A 21,803-nucleotide genomic window follows, 5' to 3' on the forward strand; every position below is an offset into this window, starting at 1 on the left:
TTTTGCGATGGGTTTCCGTTGCGGGATCGTCGGCTTGCCCAATGTTGGCAAGTCCACCCTATTCAATGCATTGACTGAGACGCAGGCTGCGCAAGCTGCTAACTATCCTTTCTGCACGATTGAGCCGAACGTCGGCCAAGTCGCCGTTCCGGATGAACGGCTCGACAAGATCGCCGCGATTGCCGGTTCGGCCAAGATCATCCCCACGCAGCTGGCGTTTGTCGACATTGCAGGCCTCGTCAAAGGCGCAAGCAAAGGCGAAGGATTGGGCAACCAGTTCCTGGGCAACATCCGCGAAGTCGACGCGATTGTGCATGTGCTGCGCTGTTTCGAGGATGACGATATTCAGCATGTTGCCAACAAGGTCGATCCGCTGGCCGACGCTGAAGTGGTCGAGACCGAGCTGATGCTGTCCGATCTGGAAAGCCTGGAGAAACGTGTACCCAATGCGCAGAAGCGCGCCACCGGCGGCGACAAGGAAGCCAAGATCATGGCGTCCGTGCTTGGCCAAGCGCTTGAATTGCTGCGCGAAGGCAAGCCAGCCCGGCTGACACAGCCCAATGACGAAGAAGAAGCGCGGGTCTTCGCGCAAGCGCAATTGCTGACAGCGAAGCCGGTTCTCTATGTCTGCAACGTTGCTGAGGAAGATGCGGCAGAGGGCAATGAACTGTCCGCACAGGTATTCGCCAAGGCCGAAGCAGAAGGCGCGCAGGCAGTGGTCGTCTCGGCTGCGATCGAGGCTGAGTTGGTTGCAATGCCACTGGAAGACCGCGCGGAATATCTTGAAGCGCTGAGCCTTCATGAAAGTGGCCTCGCGCGCGTTATCCGCGCCGGATACGAGCTACTCGATTTGCAGACATTCTTCACCGCGGGGCCAAAGGAAGCGCGCGCATGGACGGTCGCAAAGGGCGCGAAAGCTCCGCAGGCCGCTGGCGAGATTCACACCGATTTCGAGAAGGGATTCATCCGCGCAGAAACCATCGCCTATGACGACTACATAGCTCTGAACGGCGAAGCGGGCGCAAAAGAGGCAGGCAAGATGCGTCAGGAAGGCAAGGAATATCTTGTCCAAGATGGCGACATCATGCTGTTCAAATTTAACGTCTAAATCGGAGCACCTGATGAGCGACGACATGATCTATTACGAAGATCTGGAAATCGGTGCGAAGCAAAACTTTGGCCGCTATGAAGTCACGCGCGAGGAAGTGATCGAGTTTGCGAAGCAATACGATCCGCAAGCCTTTCATCTCGACGATGATGCCGCTGCCAGAACGCATTTCGGCAGGCTTTCCGCAAGCGGCTGGCACACCTGCGCCATGACCATGGCGATGATGGTCGAGAATATGAAGAACGTGAAGCAGGCCGGGCTCGGCTCGCCGGGGCTCGATAATCTGCAGTGGAAGAAGCCGGTCTATCCCGGCGATACTTTGCGCGTGGAAAGCGAAGTTATCTCGAAACGTCGCAGCCAGTCGCGCCGCGAAATGGGCCTGTTCAAGAGCCGCGCGCAAATTTTCAATCAGAACGATGAAATTGTGCTGGAGATGACCTCGAACGGCCTTATCGCGGTGCGTGATCCTGACGCCCCGATCGAAGGATGATTGTCTGATTTTGGGGTGGAAAGCGGACGTTAGTGGGAACGGTCAAAATACCATTTCAACAAACGGTTGATACCAAAAGCGATACAGAAGGCCACGATAGCTAGAACAGCAGGCCCGATCCATGTGGAACTGTAATCCAATATGCAGTTCGCAGGATCAGCGACGAACTCGCATCCTCCACCACCCATAGCTCCCACCATGAACCAAAGAACGGCGAGAGGACTAACTAGGAGGGGGCTTACCAAATAGCCCCACCTTGGGGGTCCGTGGTCACTGAATGCCATAAGTCACCATACGTTTTTCGATAAGGTCAGCAATTGGGTCGTAAGCGGACAGTCCGCTTTCTAGTGCCGCCCGAACAGCTTTTCGACGTCTTCCATGCTGAGTTTTACCCATGTCGGGCGGCCATGATTGCATTGCCCTGAACGCGGGGTGGCTTCCATCTCGCGCAGCAGGGCATTCATTTCCTCGACACGAAGCACGCGCCCAGCCCGCACCGATCCGTGGCACGCCATGGTCGCGAGCACATGTTCGAGCTTCTCTTCCAGCAACAAAGCTTGCCCGTGCTTGGCGATATCATCGGCCAGATCGGTTAGTAGCGCTTGCGGATCGCCCTTGCGCAACGCGTGCGGCATTGCGCGCACCAGCATGGCGGATGGTCCAAACCGCTCGATTACCAGACCGAACTTCGCAAAACCCTCGGCTGCCTCCTCAAGCCAGTCGCAATCAACCTCGTCCAATTCCACAACATCGGGAACCAGCAGAGCTTGCGAACGTGCCACTGCGTCCCCTGCCCCCGCCGCACGCAACCGTTCCAGTACAAGCCGTTCATGCGCTGCATGCTGATCAACCAGCACCAGACCATCAGCTGCTTCAGCAACAATATAGGTGTTTGCCACCTGCCCACGCGCAACGCCCAGCGGGAATTCCTCTGGCGCTTCCCGCTGTTCGGCCTCTGTCGCCCTGCCCCGCGGCGCGTAGTCATCACGCGCCATCACAACGCTCTCATAGGCTCGGTATGTCAGGCCCGCGCCGCTTACCCGCGATTGCTGCGCCGACCAGTCACGTCCTTCGAAGATCGAACGCAGGGCCGGCGATGGCTCAGATACTGGCTCTTGCTGCCAACGTTCCATCGCACCGCGATCCGGCCCCTGAGCGCTGCGCCTGTCACCCGTCCCAAGCGCTTGCCGCAAGCCCGAAACAATAAACCCGCGCACACCACTGGCATCACGGAAACGAACCTCCGTCTTTGCCGGATGGACGTTCACATCGACGTCTTCGGGCGGCAGTTCGAGAACCAGCGCGAGCACTGCATGGCGATCACGCGCCAGCATATCGGCATAGGCCCCGCGCACCGCACCAACCAGCAGCCGGTCTTTCACCGGGCGACCATTGACGAACAAGTATTGATGATCAGCCACGCCGCGATTGTATGTCGGCAGACCCGCAACCCCGGTCAATCGCATCACACCGGCGGGGCTTGGTCGCTCAAGATCGATGGCAACGCTGTTGTCCTTAAGCTCGCGCGCGATAATGCCCGACACGCGGTCGATCAGCGGCTCATCCGCTTGCAGACCGAATATCCGGCGCTCGCCATGCGTCAGAGAGATCGCAATGTCAGGCCGCGCCATGGCAAGTCTGCGAACCACATCCAGGCAGGCAGCATACTCGCTGCGCGGCGTGCGCAGGAATTTGCGGCGCGCAGGCACTTTGGCGAAGAGCTTTTCAACCTTCACGCGTGTGCCGGGCGGTAAAGCAGCTGGCCCTTCTTCAACCATCTGGCCGTGATCGACTATCTTCCGCCATCCATCAGCGGCGTCTCTAACGCGGCTCTCGATGGTAAGTTGCGCGACGCTGGCAATTGAAGGCAGCGCTTCGCCGCGAAACCCCAATGTGCTCACCAGCTCGATCGCTTCATCCGGCAGCTTGGACGTGGCATGACGTTCAAGCGCGATGGACATTTCCTCCGCACTCATCCCGCAACCATCGTCGACAACCTCGATCTTGCCGAGCCCGCCTTCAATCAGCTTCACATCGATGCGACTCGCGCCGGCATCAATTGCGTTCTCGACCAATTCCTTGAGCGCGGCTGCCGGTCTTTCGACCACTTCACCTGCCGCAATACGGTTGATCAGGCTTTCTGGAAGGCGGCGGATTTGCGGCATTTTGACAAGGTAGCGGCCAATCGCTGCAAATTCGAGGCCAGCGGTGGAAAATACTGTGTGGATCGAACAATTATTTTGGCCTTTTCCCTGGCGATCCGTTAGATAGAGATCATCCTGTCAAATTGGGATCGCAGGGGAGGCACCGTGGGGGTTGCCAAGGCGGTCCACTACACATGAATTGCATGGTCAAATGAGCTTCTTTTCCAAATTTCTGAAATTCGGTTCACACAATATGGCTATCGATCTGGGCACAGCAAACACGCTGGTCTATGTCGAAGATCAAGGCATCGTGCTGGATGAACCTTCTGTGGTCGCGATTGAAACTATCAACGGGATCGAACGCGTCAAAGCCGTGGGTGATGACGCAAAGATGATGATGGGCAAGACACCCGATACGATCAAGGCAGTCCGCCCGCTTCGCGACGGTGTGATCGCTGATATCGAGGTGGCAGAAAAGATGATCGAGCACTTCATCCGAAAAGTGCACGGCAAGCGTACGCTGTTCCGCTATCCCGAAATCACGATCTGTGTGCCGTCTGGCGCTACTTCGGTCGAGAAACGTGCGATCCGCGATGCCGCCTCGAATGCCGGTGCCTCGGAGGTCTATTTGATCCTTGAGCCGATGGCCGCCGCGATTGGAGCGGATATGCCGGTAACCGAACCGGTTGGTTCAATGGTGGTCGATATCGGTGGCGGCACGACAGAAGTCGCCGTGCTTTCGCTCCGTGGTCTGGCCTACACCACTTCGGTGCGTACTGGTGGCGACAAAATGGACGAAGCCATTGTCTCCTACGTTCGCAGACATCACAATCTCCTGGTCGGTGAAACCACGGCAGAGCGGATCAAGAAGGATTATGGCATCGCGATCATTCCCGAGGACGGCGTAGGCGAGACCTTCACCCTCAAAGGGCGTGATTTGGTCAATGGCGTCCCCAAGGAAATCACGATCAATCAGGCGCACATTGCAGAAGCATTGTCCGAGCCGATCGGGGCCATCGTGGAGGGCGTGCGTATCGCGCTTGAAAACACCGCGCCTGAACTGGCGGCCGACATTGTCGACCAAGGCATTGTGTTGACCGGCGGTGGTGCCCTTATTCGCAAACTTGACGAGCATCTTCGGGAAGAAACCGGCCTGCCGGTTAGCATTGCGGAAAACCCGCTAACTTGCGTAGCGATCGGGACAGGCCGTGCGATGGAGGACCCAATCTATCGCGGCGTTCTGCACACGGCGTAGCTCATGGCGCCGCCGTCGTCCCGGGCTTCTGGCCACTCACGCAAAGCGCAATACTCACGTTTTACGAGTTATCTGATTGCCGCCGTCGGGGCGGCCATCGGTCTGGTTCTGCTCGGCATTTCGCTTTGGCAACCAGCGACATTCAGCTCGCTGCGCGGCGTCGCAGGTGATGTCGGTGAACCCGCCGGACAGGCGGTTGCCGTATCACGCGACGGAAGCGGAACTGTGCTCGATCGCATTGCCGGATTTTGGAATGCCGGCAAACAAAACGCCGCCCTTCGCGAAGAACTTCAGCTCGCGAGAATTCGACTGAAGGAGCTGGAGGCGACCGAACAGGAGAATGCGCGGCTCAAGGCACTCCTCGATTTGACCGAGGAAAGTGGAGCGCCCGTCGCTATCAGCCGCATAGTCGGGTCCAGCGTGGTCAGCGCGCGCAGGTTTGCCTATATCGGAGCAGGTTCCAGGGATGGAGTGCAGGCCGGAATGCCCGTTCGTTCCGAACGAGGAATTCTGGGCCGCGTTTTCGAAACAGCATCGTCAACCGCACGCGTTCTTTTGCTATCCGACAGTGAGAGTGTTGTCCCAGTGCGGCGGGCTCAGGATGATCTGATTGCTTTTGCCGAGGGGCGAGGTGACGGCCTGGTCCGAATTCGCTTGATCAATCTTGGCATCAACCCTGTCGAGGAGGGTGATGTCTTTGTGACGAGTGGCGCCGGCGGCTATTTCAAGCCAGGCCTCGCCGTCGCGGTGATCCATGAAGTAACCGATGACGGAGGTCTGGCTCGCATGATTGCAGATCCTGCGGGGACTGACTTTGTCCGTGTCGAGGCATATTGGGAACCGGAGGCGGTCGAAGCCGCCCAACAGTCGCCTGATCAGATGCTGCAAGGCACGAACGCGCCACAATGATCAACAGCGATCTTCAGATGGGCCCGCATCCAAAGTACTCTCGGCGCCAGATCAATCGAGAGCCTTCGCCCTTACTTGCCGCCTCGGTACTCTATGGATCCATCATTCTCGCGTCTTGGGTCCCAACATTCCTGGTGACTACCAGCATGCCGTTGGTTCCGCCGATGGGATTTCTCTTGCTAATCGGCTGGCGCCTGATGCGGCCGGGAACCCTGCCCGCCTGGATCGGCTGTCCACTTGGTGCGATCGACGATCTGGTTAGCGGTCAGCCCTTCGGCAGTGCCATCTTGCTCTGGGCTGTCACTCTGCTTGCCTTTGAGTGGTTTGAGAGCCGGTTTCCATGGCGCGGCTTCTTTCAGGATTGGCTTGCAAGCGCAATTGCTTGTGGTTTTTACGTCGTTTTGGCAGCGCTGGTATCAGGAGCGGTGCTCAGCCTGCCGATTCTTGCAGCAATTACGCCTCAACTCTTGCTGTCGATGGCGCTCTATCCCATGATAGCCGCCATGGTCGCCACGCTTGATCGCATCCGTCTCATACGCATCAGGGAAATTCGCTGATGGCGCTACGCGGTGCGCGTTCGACACTTAATCCAACGAAGCTGAAGAATGCCTTCGATCGCCGGAGCTTTGTAGTCGGCACGGCGATGGGCGGGATTGGTGTGCTGCTGGCCGCGCGGATGGCCTATCTCTCGATCGGAGAAAATGAAAAATACCGCACGGAAGCGGAAAGCAACCGCGTCAATCTGACTCTAATTCCGCCGCGCCGGGGCTGGATTCTAGATCGCAATGGTGCGCCATTGGCCTCGAACCGTGCGGATTTTAGGGTCGACATCATTCCGGAGCGAATGAACAACCCCAATGCCACGATTGAGCAATTGGGCGATCTTCTTGGTCTTGAGGCAGACCGGATCAGCGACATCAAATCCAAAGTTGAGGGCTCGCGTGGTTTTCGGCCCATCGAAGTTGCCAGCGGTCTCGATTATCATGACTTTGCTGCGGTTAGCGTCCGCCTGCCGGATTTACCGGGGGTCGTTCCGCAAAGGGGTTTCTCACGGTATTATCCAACCGGTCCTACAGTCGGTCACTTGATCGGCTATGTCGGCCCGGCATCGGCCGAAGAATACGAGCTGGATCGCAATCCCCTTCTCATTACGCCTGGTTACAAGATTGGCAAAGACGGGATGGAGAAGCAGTTCGAACAGACGTTGCGCGGGGTACCCGGTGCCCGCCGTGTCGAGGTTACGGCATCAGGCCGTATTGTGCGCGATCTCGAAACACGTGAGAATATTCAGGGCAATGCTGTCCGACTGACTATTGACGGGCCATTGCAAGACTATGCCGCGCGGCGGATCGGACTGGAAAGCGGTTCCGTAGTCGTAATGGATTGCCGGACCGGCGATTTGCTCTGCATGTCGTCCATGCCCAGTTTTGATCCCAACAGCTTTTCTGCAGGCATTGGCAGTATCGAGTATTCGATGCTGCGCGAAGACGAACGGGTTCCCCTTCGTAACAAGGTCCTGAAGGGACTTTATCCGCCGGGCTCCACCGTCAAGCCAATGGTTTCCATGGCCTTCCTCAAGGAAGGCATCGATCCTGAGGAAACCGTGTTTTGCGGTGGGGGATTGCGGGTTGGCAATCGTGTTTTCCGCTGCTGGAACCGGAGCGGGCATGGCCAAGTCAACATGGCCAAGGGCATCTACCAGAGCTGCGATGTCTATTTCTACCATCTGGCCCAACGCATCGGAATGGACCCGATTGCGGAAATGAACCGCCGTTGCGGCCTGGGCGAAGAATTTCCCTTGCCGGTCACAAGCCAGTTTTTCGGCACCGTCCCTGATCCGGAATGGAAGCTCAGCAAGTTCGGCCGGGAATGGCAGGCTTTCGACACCGTTAATGCTACCATTGGTCAGGGTTATATGCTGGCCAGTCCACTTCAATTGGCGGTCAGCGCCGCTCGGGTCGCGACAGGCAGGCATGTCATGCCGCGCCTGACAATTGATACGCCGCCCAAGGGCTTCGATCAGGTAGACTTTCCACCCGAGCATGTGGCGTATGTGAGGCAAGCCATGAGCGATGTCGTAAATGGCCCGGGAACCGCAGGGCGTGGCCGCCTGCCGTTCGATGATATATTGATGGCAGGCAAGACGGGCACTGCACAAGTCGTCTCGCTAAATGTTTCTGACGGCAAAAGCGGGCCGTGGAAGTACCGCGACCATGGTCTGTTCACTTTCTTCGCACCGTTTGATAATCCGCGCTACGCAGGCGCGGTTGTGATCGAGCATGGCGGTGGATCAGGCGCCGCTTACCCGATCGCTCGCGATGTAATGACTTTCCTGTTCGACCCGCAACAGGGGTTGGAAAAACTCCGCGCCCTGGAAACCCAATGGGGAGGCAATGCGCAAGACCGGCTGTCCGCAAAATACGCGGCATATGCCGAAGCAAGGGGCGAAGTGGTCAGCCCTCCACCTCGGCGCGACGAGGACATATTTGCAAGGGTCGAAGCCGAAGCACGAAGTGCCGCCGCGCAATCTGAAGCGATTGCCGATCAGGCTGTTGCGCCGCGGCCAGAGGCTGCACCGACTGGCGAACCCCGGCCCAGTCCGATCGAATTGATCCGGAACGAGGCGCGACCATGAGCAGATTCGGCGAGCCCGCCAATACATCGCTCATTCCTGCGCCCATCGCTCGGCTGCCTTGGGGCATGCTGATCCCTCTGTTCCTGCTGGTAATGTTCGGCGCAGCCGTGCTCTATTCGGCGGCTGGGGGTGCAATGCAGCCATTTGCCTCCTCTCATCTCATCCGTTTTGCCGTGTTTATGGTGATGGCTGCCATCATCGCTTCATTGCCACAACCATTCGTGAAGTTCATGACATATCCGGCATACATCGTCGTCCTGCTATTGCTGCTGGCTGTAGAGATAGTCGGCGCTATCGGCGGGGGAAGCCAGCGCTGGCTCGATCTCGGCTTCATGCGCTTGCAACCATCAGAAATCATGAAACCGATAGTTGTTCTGGCCCTGGCGCGGTTCTTCTCATCCCTTCCTCCGGGCATGGTCGGCAGTTGGCAGGCTCTGGCGCTCCCCGGCGTGCTGATCGGATTGCCGATGGCGCTTGTCTTGATGCAGCCAGACCTTGGAACCTCGCTTGCGTTGGCATTTGGCGGCGCTGTGGTAATGCTGCTTGCAGGCCTTCCGATCAGATGGTTCGCAGCCGGTGGCGCAGTCGCAGCGGTAGCCGCGCCGATCGCGTTCTTCTTCGGACTGCAGGATTACCAACAGCGGCGCGTCACAACTTTCCTTGATCCGGAAAGTGACCCACTCGGCGCCGGATATCACATTACCCAGTCAAAAATTGCGATCGGATCCGGCGGTATTACGGGAAAGGGATTCAATCAGGGATCGCAGAGCCACCTCAACTACCTCCCCGAGCCGCATACCGACTTCGTCTTTTCAACGATGGCAGAGGAATGGGGCCTGATCGGCGGTCTTTTCGTCATGGCTATGTTCGCGCTTATCCTGCGTTGGGGTTGGCGTGTTGCCGCTGCATCAAACGATCGATTTTCCATGCTCCTCGCAGGAGGGGCGACAGCCACCATTTTCTTCTACATTGCGATCAATCTGATGATGGTGATGGGCTTGACCCCGGTTGTCGGCATCCCGTTGCCGTGGATGAGCCATGGTGGATCGTCGATGCTGACCAATATGATCTGCATTGGCCTGTTGATGATAGTGAACCGATGGAATCGGACCGCACCGCGGCGCGGATTGTCGGGCTAGGCTTTCAAACGCCTAACAATCGCTTCCAATTCGAAACAGCATCGCTATATGAGCCCGTCTATTGATTCGAAGCGGCTTGCTCAAGCTTCTCCGAAAGTCAGGAATGGACGCATAGCTCAGTTGGTAGAGCAGCTGACTCTTAATCAGCGGGTCCTAGGTTCGAACCCTAGTGCGTCCACCATAAATATCAACGACTTAGAACTGACTCTAGCCCCACCTAAACAGCCAAAAATCGGTTAGGGTAACAAATGGGGTAACAAACGGCGGCGAACAAACCCCGTTGCCTGACCGGTGCGCCGCGCTAATCTGCGGCAGGGGGTCAGCCTTCACCCACCAAGGACAAAAAGGGTCGTACAATTTTCAAGGCTGTCTAAGGCAATACTTTCCAGAAGTATACCAACCTGAAGGACAAGAACCGCCAACCTTTGGGATCGCGATTGCTTCATTTGAAGTGGAAGCGACGCAGTAGTTGCCGCTGCTAAAAAATCCTGAAGGGCAAGAGTTCAATCTCTTAATCGCTCGGCGCGCACCCGTCGAAGGGACGCAATACGCCCCACTGGTGAAATATCCGCTCGGGCAGGCGCCGTCTTTCGCCAAAGGCTCGGCATGACACGAAGCCGCCGCGGGAAGAGAGTAAGAAAGCATTGCTATGAGAATTAAAGCGAGGCGCATGGACTATCCGAACTAATTTTCAGCGAAGCAGACAGAGGTATATAAGAGCTCATTAACAGGACATTATCCTTCGCCGTCATTATCGACAATACCACCAAGTCTGGCTTTGTGCGTTTAGCCAGTTAAGGCGGGCCCGTTCCCGTTTCGACTATTGGTCCAGGAAGTGTAAGCGGATCCTAAGTTCGAACCAAAGTGCGTCCACCATTTTTCTCCTCTTAGAGACCCTCCTCCGCGAACACTTACACATCTTGGTGTGAAGTTGTGTGGTTTTGACAAAGTTCTTACCCTTGATATCACATCATGGTGTGATACTGATAATAAATGGACACATCAATCATCACACGCGTCCGCGAGATTATTTCCTCGGGCGAACTCACCAAAGCCGGTCTGGCTCGCGCCTCCGGCCTTCACGCAAACACACTTCGCGAATGCACAGAAGATGGCTGGAACCCCACAGCTGAAACGTTAGCCAAGCTCGAAAACTTTCTGTCGGGCAACGACGACCGCCCTGCCCTTGTCGGTATCGAGGAAATTATTGACGAGGCCCGGAACGGCCGGATGTACATTCTGGTCGATGACGAAGACCGGGAGAACGAAGGCGATCTGATCATACCTGCACAGATGGCCACTCCCAATGCTGTCAACTTTATGGCGACATACGGCCGCGGTTTGATCTGTCTGGCGCTGAGTCGCAGCCGGGTTGAAGCCTTGGGGCTTGAACCCATGACCGCGAACAACACTGAAAGTATGCAAACCGCCTTCACCATTTCGATCGAGGCGAAAGAAGGCGTAACCACCGGCATTTCAGCCGCCGACAGGGCGCGGACAGTCTCTGTCGCGATTGATGCGACCAAGGGCCCCGGCGACATTGTCAAACCCGGCCATGTGTTCCCTTTGACTGCACGCGATGGCGGGGTTCTGGTGCGCGCCGGACATACCGAAGCAGCGGTAGATATTTCGCGCCTTGCGGGGCTCAATCCCTCCGGCGTGATCTGCGAGATCATGAACGAAGATGGCAGCATGGCTCGGCTAGACGATCTGATCGGATTTGCGCGGAAGCATGACCTCAAAATTGGTACAATCCGCGATCTGATCGAATATCGCCGCCGCAACGACCACTTGGTCGAGCGGGTTAGCGAGCGTACGTTTGAATCCGATTATGGCGGGCAGTGGAAACTCATCACCTATCGGAACACCGTCGACGGGAGTGAAGCGCTGGTTCTGCAAAAGGGGCATGTAGTACACGGTGAGCCCACTCTTGCCAGGGTGCACCCGATCTCGGTGCTGGACGATGTTCTTGGTCAACCCGGCGAACGCAAACGCGTTTTGCAGCGTTCCATGCAGGCCGTTGGCCAGCATGGTTCAGGCGTCATCGTTGTCCTTCGCGACCGCCCGGCCACAGGTAGTTATAGCGAAGAGGATGAGATCAGAAATGTGGGCATTGGTTCGCAAATTCTTGCAGACCTCAAGATCCATGACATGATCCTGCTCAGCAATTCCCAACCCAATGTTGTCGCGATTGAAGGCTATGGCCTCAATATCGTCGACCATATGCCTATTCCGGAGTGACTAAAATGGCGAAAATTCTGATAGTTGAAGCACGCTTTTACGGTCATTTGAATGACATGCTGATCGCTGGTGCGAAGGCCACGATCGAAGCGGCAGGGCATGAGGCCGAAGTTCTGACCGTTCCCGGCGCGCTGGAAATTCCCGGCGCAATCGCTCTCGCGTTGGAAAGCGATCAGTATGACGGTTTCGTAGCGATTGGCGTGGTGATCCGCGGCGAGACCTACCACTTCGAGATAGTCGCCGGCGAAAGCGCTCGCGCGATCATGGCGCTGACCATGGATGGCATCGCCATTGGCAACGGCATCCTGACGGTCGAGAATGAAGATCAGGCGCTGGTGCGCGCAGACCCTGCACAAAAGAACAAGGGTGGCGAAGCAGCCGAAGCCGCCCTCGCCTTGCTCAATTTGCAGGAACGCTTTGGCGGCTAGTCAGGCAAGCCGACCGAAGCAGCCGGCGCCGGCGTAAACTGCGTTCGCGCCCAGCTCTTCTTCGATCCGGATCAGCTGATTGTATTTCGCCAAACGGTCAGAGCGCGCCAGCGAGCCGGTTTTGATCTGCCCGCAATTGGTTGCGACTGCCAGGTCAGCGATGGTGGAATCCTCGGTTTCGCCCGAGCGGTGGCTCATTACAGATGTATAGCCCGCGCGGTGTGCCATATCGACCGCAGCCAGTGTTTCTGTGAGCGAGCCGATCTGATTGACTTTCACGAGCAGCGCATTGCCCAGCCCCTTGTCGATACCCATGGCAAGGCGTGCCGGATTGGTAACGAACAAGTCGTCACCCACAAGCTGAACCTTGCCACCAATCTTGTCGGTCAGGATTTTCCAGCCTTCAAGATCATCTTCATCCATACCGTCTTCGATCGACCGAATGGGATAATCATTGCAAAGCACCGCGAGATAATCAGCCATTTCCTCGCTCGAAAGCGATGCCCCCTCACCCTTCATCTCGTACCGGTCTTCAGAGAAATACTCGGAAGACGCACAATCAAGCGCCAACACGACTTCGCTGCCAGTTTTGAAGCCAGCCCGTTCGATCGATGCCATAATGAAATCGAGTGCGGCGCGCGTGCTGGCCAAATCAGGCGCAAACCCGCCCTCGTCGCCGACAGCTGTCGACAAGCCTTTGTCTGACAGGCCCTTTTTGAGGGTATGAAATATCTCTGCGCCCCAACGCACCGCTTCGGCCAGGCTGCTTGCCCCAACCGGCATGATCATGAATTCCTGAATATCGATCGGATTGTCGGCATGTTCGCCGCCATTGATGATGTTCATCATAGGTACCGGCAGGACATGCGCAGACACACCGCCAAGATAGGAGTAGAGCGGCAGGCCGCGCGCATTGGCCGCTGCCTTTGCCACCGCAAGACTGGTGCCCAGAATGGCATTCGCCCCGATCCGTCCCTTGTTCGGCGTCCCGTCCAGTTCGATCATGGCGAAATCGACGTCGCGCTGATCTTCCGCATCCAAGCCAAGGATTGTATCGGCGATCTCGGTATTCACTGCATCCACCGCCTTGAGCACACCCTTGCCGAGGTAGCGATCTGCGTCACCATCACGCAGTTCTACCGCTTCATGTGCGCCAGTCGAGGCGCCTGATGGCACTGCGGCGCGCCCGAAACTTCCGTCCTCAAGCAAAACATCGACTTCCACTGTCGGGTTTCCGCGGCTATCAAGAATTTCTCGGCCATGGAGGTCGATAATTGCGGTCATTTTCAGGCTCCTGGATGGGACTGTTGTATTCGGGTAAAACACCCCCATATGAGGGTTGCAATCGCGCTCTATGCGCCCGCTCATCGTGGTGCAAGCCGCGTTGCAGAATTAGTAGGTTCGGCAGACGTATTCATGCCGAACGTTTTAACACATTAGGCAAAGGACGGATCATGGCAGAAACCAGCAAAACCAAGACCCGAAAGTCTGCCGCCAAGAAGCCGGCAGCAAAGAAAACAACCAAAGCAAATGCGCCTGAGAGCAATACCGCTGAAGCGAAATCGCGCTTCAACGCGGCGCTTGACGAAGCAAGGGCCGGTGCTGCCGCATTGAAGGCGGAGGCTGGCGAACGTGCAGGCGCCTATCGTCAACAGGCCCGTGAGAAAGGAACGGATCTCGTGTCGGAAGCAAAGAATTACGGCAATGAAGCCAAAACAAAAGCCAGCGATCTGGCGGTTGAGGGCAAGACTCGCGCGAGCGATGCGCTGTCATCTTTTGGCAAGATTGTAGCAGACGTGGCCCCTCAGATTGATGAGAAGGTCGGCGAGCAATATGGCGACTATGCTCGCAAGGCATCGCGTAGCCTTCAGGAAGCCTCTGCCAAGCTGGAAGCCAAAAGCGTAGATGAGATCGGCGAAGATGCGCGTGAATTCGTGCGGAAAAGCCCGGGCACAGCGCTTGGTATCGCAGCTATTGCAGGCTTCATCATTGCTCGGCTATTCCGTGGGAGCAAATAAAGCGCCACACGGAAGGGGCTGATCATGAGCGATACGGATCGGGCTGAACGCAGCCCGGCCGAATTGGAGGACGAATTGAACGCTGCGGTTCGCGGCGAGAAGGATTCTGCGCCTCCTGAATCCTCTTTGATCGATGATCTGACCGCACTCGCTGACGATGGTAAAACGCTATTCGAGGCTGAGATTGGATTCCAGAAAACCCGTCTTGCATTTGCAGCGAACCGCAGCAAAACCGCAGTTCTGTCCGGCCTTATGGCGATCGGGTTTCTTCATCTCGCTTTGATTGCACTCGTGGTTGGAGCGGTGATTGGATTGACTCCCTGCCTTACCGCATTCGGCGCCACTACCGTAGTTGTAGGCGCATTGCTGCTTGGCGCTCTCGCGTTCTTGAGTCGTGCACGTGGATCCGCGCGTGACATTGGTGAAGCATTCGACAAAAGTTCGGGTGAGACTGATGACTGATCTCAAACGGCAATTAAAGGAAGACAAGGCCATTCGCAGCGCGGCCCGCTCGATATTGTTGGCGCAGATAGCACAGGTTCGCCATGGCCTGTCCGGTCAACGTATCGGGGAAAAACTAGCGGACAAGATTGGTAATCCTGCGCTGGAAAAACTCGAAAACGCGGGAACACCTGCAAAGGTGATTGCGGCTGCCGTTGCCGGGGCCGCCAGCGTCGTTGCCGTCGCACTGGCCTGGAAACCTTTAACTGACCTGTTTGCGACAACTGCCGAAGAAGAAGCTTTGGAGACCGACGATGACGCGTGAACACAAGCGCGAAGCGCTTAAAGAACGGATCGCGGCTGCTCAAGCGCGCTTCAGTGACCGGCCTCCCGAAGAGATCGTGGCGGATGCTGCCGGTGCAGCCTTTGATTTTGCCAAACAAAATCCATTGGTGGTGATCGGCGGGGCGGTTGTTTTGGGGTTGACGATTGGAAGCCTTAGCCGGCGTGACCGCAAGGCAGCCAGGACAGGCGGAATTCTCGCCCGGATCGCTATCGACGCCGCAATAGGATTTGCGCTGGCAATGTATGAGAAAGCCAATCATGCACCAAAGGAAGTTGGTCTTGCGAAGGGCCAGGATTTGATCGAGCAACAAAAGACCGATCAAGAATAGACCTACACAAGCCCCTCCCCTTGCCTCTGCGGCACACTTGTTTATTTCGCGCGGCATCAGAACAAGCTTACAGGACAATCCATGGCCGAACTCGAAACCAAACAACGACTCCACCTTGTTATGGGTGGCCGCGTCAGTGATCCGCGATCATACGAATTTCAGGACCCGGAAAGCATCCACGTCGTCGGCGTGTTCAGCAATTATGAGGACGCGGTTGAGGCATGGCGTGGCCAGGCCCAGCGCACCGTTGATGATGCTGAAATGAAGTATGTCGTGGTGCACATTCACAAGCTGCTCGAACCGGACGCATAAATCCAACTAATGTCGTATTCTCTTCGCCTGTTCCGGAGCATCGATGCCGCACGCCTCGGCGAAATCTTCGCGGAAGCTGTCCGCGTTGTGGGTGCGCATGGCTATACGAACGAGCAAGTTGCAGCATGGGCGGCGAGGTCACCCGCCGCAGAATCTCGCATCTTTGAGCGCATATCGGCAGGCGATAGGATAATGGTCGCAGTTGGCTCAGACGATGATCCTGTCGCCTACGCCATTCTCGAACAAGACGGACATCTGGACCACCTCTACTGCCACCCGGATCACACTCGGCAAGGTTTGACTGATTTGCTGCTAGAAGCGGCCGAGGAACAAGCACGTGCGCGGGGGTGTTCGCGCCTATACACCGAAGCGAGCGAGCTTGCTCGCCCGGCATTTGAACGTGCGGGCTATATCGTGACGCATAGACGCGACTTTTCCATCGCACATGCCGGGCAAGATGTGCCGATCCACAACTACGCGATGGAGAAAGCGCTCGATTGAACGCCGCTCAATTCGAGATCAGATGAATTCGATCTTGCTGACGAGATAGAACTTGTCGCCTGACGGGACAGTCACTTCGATCTCGTCGTCGACCTCTTTGCCGATCAGAGCGCGCGCAAGCGGTGAACTGTAAGAGATGCGGCCCGATGCCACATCAGCTTCTGTTTCGCCAACGATCTGATATTTGATCGGCTTATCGTTTTCATCAAGCAATGTAACGGTCGCGCCGAATACAATCCGGTTACCGCTCAACGTTGCAGGATCTATAATCTGCGCGCGGCTCACCTTGCTTTCGATGTCGCCGATCATGGCCTCAACCTGGCCCTGACGCTCCTTCGCGGCATGATATTCAGCGTTCTCGGACAGATCGCCATGTGCGCGAGCTTCCTCAATCGCATCAACAATCTTGGGTCGTTCCTCGCGCAGCACTTTGAGGTCGGCTGTCAGCCGTTCGTAACCCTCTGCCAGCATTGGAACCTTTTCCATCGTAGCCATCCAGTCTTTCCTTCAGCGCTCTTCCCTACTGAAATCACAGTCATTTCGAACGTGACCGCTTCTGTCGAAGCGGCTTGGTCACGCTTGAAATGTGGGGAAAGAGCTAAGTTTCGCTAGCGATAATAGTCCTGCAATGACCGGACTTCAAGGTCACTTGCGCTTATAGCACGAATTGCATTGGCAACGGCCAGCGATGCGGCGGCTGTTGTATAGTATGGTAACTTCGCCTCCAGGGCCGAAGCGCGGATCGATTTTGAGTCCAGCAAGCTCTGCCAGCCTTCGGTTGTATTGAAAATCAAATCCACATCGCCATCGATGATTTTGTCGACAATATGCGGCTGTCCTTCGGCAACCTTGTTGACGCGTTCAACGGCCAATCCCTGCTCGCTCAGATAGGTCTGCGTGCCGCCTGTGGCAATTGCGCTGAAGCCTTGCTCGATCAGAGACTTTACTGCCGGAAGGATGTACGCCTTGTCGCTATCCTTGACCGATACGAACACAGTTCCTTCAGACGGCAGTTTCATGCCGGCCCCGAGTTGCGACTTGAGGAAGGCCGCTTCGAAGGTCAAATCGATGCCCATGACTTCGCCGGTCGATTTCATTTCCGGTGAAAGAATCGGATCCGCGCCGGGGAAACGGCTGAACGGGAAAACCGCCTCTTTCACTGCCATGTATGGCAAGTCGCGCTTGAACGGCTCAAAGTTAGAGAGCGGTTCGCCCGCCATTACCCTGGCAGCGATCTTTGCCACCGGCTGACCGATTGCCTTGGCGACGAAGGGCACCGTGCGTGACGCGCGCGGGTTCACCTCGATCAGATAGACCTCGCCATCCTTCACCGCGAACTGGACATTCATCAGGCCCACGACATTCAGCGCCTTGGCAAGCGCATTTGCCTGGCGCTCCATCTCTTCAACGATATCAGCCGGAAGCGAATATGGCGGCAATGTGCACGCGCTATCGCCCGAATGGACGCCCGCTTCCTCGATATGCTGCATCACGCCCGCAATGCGCACTTCCTTGCCATCACACAGGGCATCGACATCGCATTCAATCGCATCGCGAAGATATTGATCAACCAATACGGGACTGTCGCCCGATACGTTCACAGCGGTGCGGATGTAGTCATCGAGTTGCGCTTCGCTGTCGACGATTTCCATCGCACGGCCGCCCAAAACGTAAGACGGGCGCAGCAGCACCGGATAGCCGATCCGCGCTGCCACAGCTGCGGCTTCGTCGCGGCTATATGCAATGCCATTGTCCGGCTGCTTCAGGCCGAGCTTGTCGACCAGTTTGGCGAAGCGTTCGCGATCTTCGGCCAGGTCGATCGCATCCGGCGAAGTGCCAAGGATTCGCACGCCTGCATCTTCCAGCGCCTGTGCCAGCTTTAGCGGCGTCTGCCCGCCAAATTGCACGATCACACCTGCCAGAGTGCCCTTGGACATTTCGACGCGCATGATCTCCAGCACATCTTCTGCGGTCAGCGGCTCGAAATACAGGCGATCGGACGTGTCATAATCAGTCGACACCGTTTCCGGATTGCAATTGACCATGATGGTTTCATAACCCTGCTCGGCCAACGCAAAACAGGCGTGCACACAGCAATAATCGAACTCGATCCCCTGTCCGATCCGGTTCGGGCCTCCGCCCAGGATCACGACCTTCTTGCGCTCTGACGGATCAGCTTCACATTCCGGCTCGCCGAATGTCGGTACCTCATAGGTAGAATACATATACGGCGTGATGGCTTCGAATTCCGCTGCGCAGCTGTCGATCCGCTTGAAAACAGGCCGCACGCCCAGCTTTTCGCGCAGCGCGCGCACTTCGGCTTCGCTGGTCGCACCCGCCATCGCCTGCAAGGCATCGTGCAGCAGGCCGGAACGTCTCGCCTGTGTTTCGCCCAGACTGCCTGCAACGCCGACTGAACGCACAGCCAATGTTGCCAGGCGCTTGTCAGAAAAGCCCATCGACTTAAGCTTGCGCAGCCCCGCCGCATCGCGCGGCAAGCCATCTTCGGAAATCTGCTTTTCAGCAGCGATAATCTCTTCGATCTGGCGCAGGAACCACGGGTCATAGCTCGTGATTGTGTGGATCTCTTCGACGCACATGCCTTCGCGGAATGCTTGCCCGACATTTAGCAACCGGTCCGGCGTACGTTTGCTGAGCGCCGCGGTCAGCACTTCGCGCGATACACCTTCCAGCGCGAGTACGCGGTTGAACCCATCGAGATCGGTTTCCAGCCCGCGCAGCGCCTTCTGCATCGATTCCTGGAAGTTACGCCCAATCGCCATGACTTCGCCGACCGATTTCATCGCGGTCGCAAGCTCGTTCTCCGTGCCCTTGAATTTCTCGAACGCAAAGCGCGGGATCTTGGTCACAACATAGTCGATAGTCGGCTCGAACGATGCCGGGGTTGCGCCGGTAATCTCGTTGGTAATCTCGTCGAGCGTGTAACCAACCGCCAGCTTTGCCGCGACGCGCGCAATCGGAAAACCGGTTGCCTTGGAAGCAAGCGCAGACGAACGCGACACGCGCGGGTTCATCTCGATCACAATCAGGCGGCCATCTTTGGGATTGACCGCAAACTGGACGTTGGAGCCGCCGGTTTCGACGCCAATCTCGCGCAGCACGTTCAGAGACGCGGTGCGCATGATCTGGTATTCCTTGTCGGTCAGCGTCAGCGCGGGTGCGACAGTGATCGAATCCCCGGTGTGCACGCCCATCGGATCGACATTCTCGATACTGCAGATGATGATGCAGTTGTCATGCTTGTCGCGGACAACCTCCATCTCATATTCTTTCCACCCTAGCAGCGATTCCTCGATCAGAACTTCTGTGGTTGGCGATGCATCCAGCCCTTCGCGAACGATGCGTTCAAATTCGGTCTTGTTATAGGCAATGCCGCCGCCGGTGCCGCCCAGAGTAAAACTGGGGCGGATGATCGCGGGCAATTTGGTTCGCTCGAGAACTTTCAGAGCATCGTCCAATGAATGCGCGATCCCGCTGCGTGCGCTTTCCAAGCCGATCTTGTCCATCGCGTCTCGGAATTTCAGCCGGTCTTCGGCCTTGTCGATGGCTTCGGCATCGGCGCCGATCATCTGGACGCCGTATTTCTCCAGCACGCCCATCTTGTTGAGCGAGAGCGCGCAGTTCAGCGCGGTTTGCCCACCCATCGTTGGCAGCACAGCGTCTGGCCGCTCCTTGGCGATGATCTTCTCGACGATTTCGGGCGTGATCGGCTCGATATAGGTCGCGTCGGCAAATTCGGGATCGGTCATGATCGTCGCCGGGTTCGAGTTCACCAGAATGACGCGATAGCCCTCTTCCTTCAGCGCCTTGATCGCCTGCGTACCGGAGTAATCAAACTCGCACGCCTGGCCGATGATGATCGGGCCTGCGCCAATAACGAGGATCGAGGAGATGTCAGTGCGTTTGGGCATCAACTAGCCTTTATTTCGAGGGAAACTGGCTCAGGCGAGTTTCCGAAGTTCACTACGAGACAACACAAAGAGGGCTCGATTTCCTCCGTAATAGGAACGGCATAAGCCAGACCATGACGGTTCAATTCAATCTCGAATGCTTCCAGGCCACATTGGCTAATAACTTCGCCCACTTTCAAACTAAGGTTCTCGAGTTCATCGAAATCTGACTGAGCATAACGAATGTCAGGAGCGCCGATCACTATGTGAGGCATTGGCGCCTCTTCTTCAGCCTCAAATAAAGAGACCGAAATAGCCCAGCTTGCGAGAACCGAAGAAGCACCAAAAGCAAACCAGATAAGTTTGGTTCGCCTCACCCCAACATCCCCACGAATTTCTCGAACAGGTAGAAGCTGTCTTGCGGGCCGGGTGAGGCCTCGGGGTGGTATTGGACGCCGAAGGCTTGCTTGCCCTTGATCGAAATGCCGCAATTGCTGCCATCGAACAGGCTGACATGCGTCTGCTCGACATTGTCAGGCAGGCTGTCGGCATCCACCGCAAAGCCGTGATTCATGCTGGTGATTTCAACCAGCGTTTCGCTGTGCCCCCAGCTTTCGCCCACACGCTGAACCGGATGGTTCGCGCCGCGGTGCCCCTGATGCATCTTAACCGTCTTCGCGCCCGCTGCCAGCGCAAGCATCTGGTGCCCCAGGCAAATGCCGAACAGCGGAATGTCACGTTCCAGTAGAGCCTTGATCACCGGCACCGCATACTCGCCCGTCGCCGCCGGATCGCCCGGACCGTTCGACAGGAACACGCCCGCAGGCTCCAGCGCCAGCACATCCTCCAGCGAGGTCTTGGCAGGAACCACGGTTACATTCGCCCCGGCGCGCACAAGATTGCGGAAGATATTGTCTTTTGCGCCGTAATCTATCGCAACGACGTGCGGGCGATCTGCGCCCTCGCCTTCGCCATAGCCGTGGCCGAGCTGCCAGTACGAACCGCTCCAGTCTTCGCGGGCTTCGCGCGTGACAACCTTGGCGAGGTCCATCCCCTCTAGCCCCGCCCAGCCTTGTGCCTTCGCAACCAAAGCCGGGATGTCGAATCTCCCCTCAGGCGAATGCGCGATTACTGCATTGGGCGCGCCGCTCATCCGGATACGTCGGGTCAATGCGCGGGTATCGACGCACGATAGGCCGATCTTTCGATTCGCCGCCATCCACTCGCTGAAGCCTTCGATGCTGCGGAAATTGCTCGGCTGCGTCACATCTTCGCGCACCACGCAGCCCACTGCGCCTTCAACCTTGCTTTCAATGTCTTCAGGGTTCGCGCCGACATTGCCGATATGCGGGAATGTGAAGGTTACGATCTGCGCCGCGTAGCTCGGATCGGTCATCACTTCCTGATAGCCGGTCATCGCGGTGTTGAAGCACACCTCGCCCAATGCATCGCCGCTCGCGCCGAACCCCTTTCCCCAGATTACCGTGCCATCGGCCAATACCAATACGCCGGTAGCTCCAGTGGGTTGCGCAGGCGTAGAGGCAGAAGCCATTCGGGCTCTCCAAATTCAAGGGTTTTCCGGCGATGTCGCTAAGAC

21 protein-coding genes and 1 tRNA gene are annotated in these 21,803 nt (G+C 57.0%); 16 read left to right on the forward strand and 6 right to left on the reverse strand.

Annotated elements, in window-relative coordinates; translation table 11 throughout:
• The first annotated feature begins 7 nt into the window (after nt 1-7).
• Both ychF and QQX03_RS08095 read left to right on the forward strand, forming a co-directional pair.
• Nucleotides 8-1,108: a redox-regulated ATPase YchF gene (gene ychF, locus QQX03_RS08090; protein ID WP_285975248.1), complete on the forward strand. Its 1,101-nt coding sequence runs from the start codon at nt 8-10 to the stop codon at nt 1,106-1,108.
• Nucleotides 1,109-1,133: 25 nt separating this feature from the next.
• Entirely contained in the window at nt 1,134-1,598 is a 465-nt protein-coding gene (locus QQX03_RS08095; protein WP_285976986.1) for a MaoC family dehydratase, read from the forward strand.
• A 344-nt stretch (nt 1,599-1,942) separates the two neighbouring features.
• On the opposite strand, the gene mutL is transcribed toward QQX03_RS08095, so the two are convergent.
• Nucleotides 1,943-3,763, reverse strand: coding sequence for a DNA mismatch repair endonuclease MutL (gene mutL / locus QQX03_RS08100; protein WP_285975249.1), 1,821 nt, complete (start codon nt 3,761-3,763; stop codon nt 1,943-1,945).
• Nucleotides 3,764-3,953: 190 nt separating this feature from the next.
• On the opposite strand from mutL, the gene QQX03_RS08105 reads away from it, so the two are divergent.
• The 8 genes from QQX03_RS08105 (at nt 3,954) to ribH (ending at nt 12,349) form a co-directional block, all read left to right on the forward strand.
• Nucleotides 3,954-4,997 (forward strand): rod shape-determining protein, encoded by a 1,044-nt coding sequence (locus tag QQX03_RS08105; RefSeq protein WP_285975250.1) that lies wholly within the window; start codon nt 3,954-3,956, stop codon nt 4,995-4,997.
• A gap of 3 nt (nt 4,998-5,000) precedes the next feature.
• Nucleotides 5,001-5,906 carry a rod shape-determining protein MreC gene (gene mreC, locus QQX03_RS08110; RefSeq protein WP_285975251.1) on the forward strand — a complete coding sequence of 302 codons (906 nt, stop codon included), beginning with the start codon at nt 5,001-5,003 and terminating at the stop codon, nt 5,904-5,906.
• Complete coding sequence (gene mreD, locus QQX03_RS08115; protein WP_285975252.1) at nt 5,903-6,463, forward strand: rod shape-determining protein MreD; 561 nt, start codon at nt 5,903-5,905, stop codon at nt 6,461-6,463. The genes mreC and mreD overlap by 4 nt, the downstream gene beginning before the upstream one ends.
• On the forward strand, nt 6,463-8,541 hold the full coding sequence (gene mrdA / locus QQX03_RS08120; protein WP_285975253.1) for a penicillin-binding protein 2: 2,079 nt from the start codon (nt 6,463-6,465) through the stop codon (nt 8,539-8,541). The genes mreD and mrdA overlap by 1 nt, the downstream gene beginning before the upstream one ends.
• Nucleotides 8,538-9,680 (forward strand): rod shape-determining protein RodA, encoded by a 1,143-nt coding sequence (gene rodA / locus QQX03_RS08125; protein ID WP_285975254.1) that lies wholly within the window; start codon nt 8,538-8,540, stop codon nt 9,678-9,680. The genes mrdA and rodA overlap by 4 nt, the downstream gene beginning before the upstream one ends.
• Before the next feature lie 105 nt (nt 9,681-9,785).
• A tRNA-Lys gene (locus tag QQX03_RS08130) sits at nt 9,786-9,861 on the forward strand.
• 812 nt (nt 9,862-10,673) lie between these two features.
• Entirely contained in the window at nt 10,674-11,921 is a 1,248-nt protein-coding gene (gene ribB, locus QQX03_RS08135; RefSeq protein ID WP_285975255.1) for a 3,4-dihydroxy-2-butanone-4-phosphate synthase, read from the forward strand.
• 5 nt (nt 11,922-11,926) lie between these two features.
• Nucleotides 11,927-12,349: a 6,7-dimethyl-8-ribityllumazine synthase gene (ribH, locus tag QQX03_RS08140; protein ID WP_285975256.1), complete on the forward strand. Its 423-nt coding sequence runs from the start codon at nt 11,927-11,929 to the stop codon at nt 12,347-12,349.
• On the opposite strand, the gene eno is transcribed toward ribH, so the two are convergent.
• Nucleotides 12,350-13,633, reverse strand: a complete 1,284-nt coding sequence (gene eno, locus QQX03_RS08145; protein ID WP_285975257.1) for a phosphopyruvate hydratase — start codon at nt 13,631-13,633, stop codon at nt 12,350-12,352.
• Between the two features lie 170 nt (nt 13,634-13,803).
• Here eno and QQX03_RS08150 point away from each other — a divergent pair, with 170 nt between their 5' ends.
• The 6 genes from QQX03_RS08150 to QQX03_RS08175 all read left to right on the forward strand — a co-directional run bounded on the left by QQX03_RS08150 (nt 13,804) and on the right by QQX03_RS08175 (nt 16,295).
• Complete coding sequence (locus QQX03_RS08150) at nt 13,804-14,367, forward strand: hypothetical protein (protein ID WP_285975258.1); 564 nt, start codon at nt 13,804-13,806, stop codon at nt 14,365-14,367.
• Between the two features lie 24 nt (nt 14,368-14,391).
• Complete coding sequence (locus tag QQX03_RS08155; RefSeq protein WP_285975259.1) at nt 14,392-14,829, forward strand: phage holin family protein; 438 nt, start codon at nt 14,392-14,394, stop codon at nt 14,827-14,829.
• Nucleotides 14,822-15,133: a hypothetical protein gene (locus QQX03_RS08160; protein ID WP_285975260.1), complete on the forward strand. Its 312-nt coding sequence runs from the start codon at nt 14,822-14,824 to the stop codon at nt 15,131-15,133. The genes QQX03_RS08155 and QQX03_RS08160 overlap by 8 nt, the downstream gene beginning before the upstream one ends.
• Nucleotides 15,123-15,482: a hypothetical protein gene (locus QQX03_RS08165; protein ID WP_285975261.1), complete on the forward strand. Its 360-nt coding sequence runs from the start codon at nt 15,123-15,125 to the stop codon at nt 15,480-15,482. The genes QQX03_RS08160 and QQX03_RS08165 overlap by 11 nt, the downstream gene beginning before the upstream one ends.
• 81 nt (nt 15,483-15,563) lie before the next feature.
• On the forward strand, nt 15,564-15,794 hold the full coding sequence (locus tag QQX03_RS08170) for a DUF4170 domain-containing protein (RefSeq protein ID WP_285975262.1): 231 nt from the start codon (nt 15,564-15,566) through the stop codon (nt 15,792-15,794).
• Nucleotides 15,795-15,803: 9 nt separating this feature from the next.
• Nucleotides 15,804-16,295, forward strand: a complete 492-nt coding sequence (locus QQX03_RS08175; protein WP_285975263.1) for a GNAT family N-acetyltransferase — start codon at nt 15,804-15,806, stop codon at nt 16,293-16,295.
• 18 nt (nt 16,296-16,313) lie between these two features.
• Here the strand turns inward: QQX03_RS08175 and greA are convergent, their stop codons facing one another.
• The 4 genes from greA to carA form a co-directional block, all read right to left on the reverse strand.
• The gene (greA, locus tag QQX03_RS08180; protein WP_285975264.1) at nt 16,314-16,790 is read right to left on the reverse strand and encodes a transcription elongation factor GreA; all 477 of its coding nucleotides are present in this window, start codon (nt 16,788-16,790) and stop codon (nt 16,314-16,316) included.
• Nucleotides 16,791-16,903: 113 nt separating this feature from the next.
• Complete coding sequence (gene carB, locus QQX03_RS08185) at nt 16,904-20,227, reverse strand: carbamoyl-phosphate synthase large subunit (protein ID WP_285975265.1); 3,324 nt, start codon at nt 20,225-20,227, stop codon at nt 16,904-16,906.
• On the reverse strand, nt 20,227-20,583 hold the full coding sequence (locus QQX03_RS08190) for a hypothetical protein (RefSeq protein ID WP_285975266.1): 357 nt from the start codon (nt 20,581-20,583) through the stop codon (nt 20,227-20,229). The genes carB and QQX03_RS08190 overlap by 1 nt, the downstream gene beginning before the upstream one ends.
• On the reverse strand, nt 20,580-21,758 hold the full coding sequence (carA, locus tag QQX03_RS08195; RefSeq protein ID WP_285975267.1) for a glutamine-hydrolyzing carbamoyl-phosphate synthase small subunit: 1,179 nt from the start codon (nt 21,756-21,758) through the stop codon (nt 20,580-20,582). The genes QQX03_RS08190 and carA overlap by 4 nt, the downstream gene beginning before the upstream one ends.
• Nucleotides 21,759-21,803 lie beyond the last annotated feature (45 nt).

It is taken from the genome of Altererythrobacter rubellus, assembly GCF_030284385.1.
GTDB lineage: Bacteria > Pseudomonadota > Alphaproteobacteria > Sphingomonadales > Sphingomonadaceae > Erythrobacter > Erythrobacter rubellus.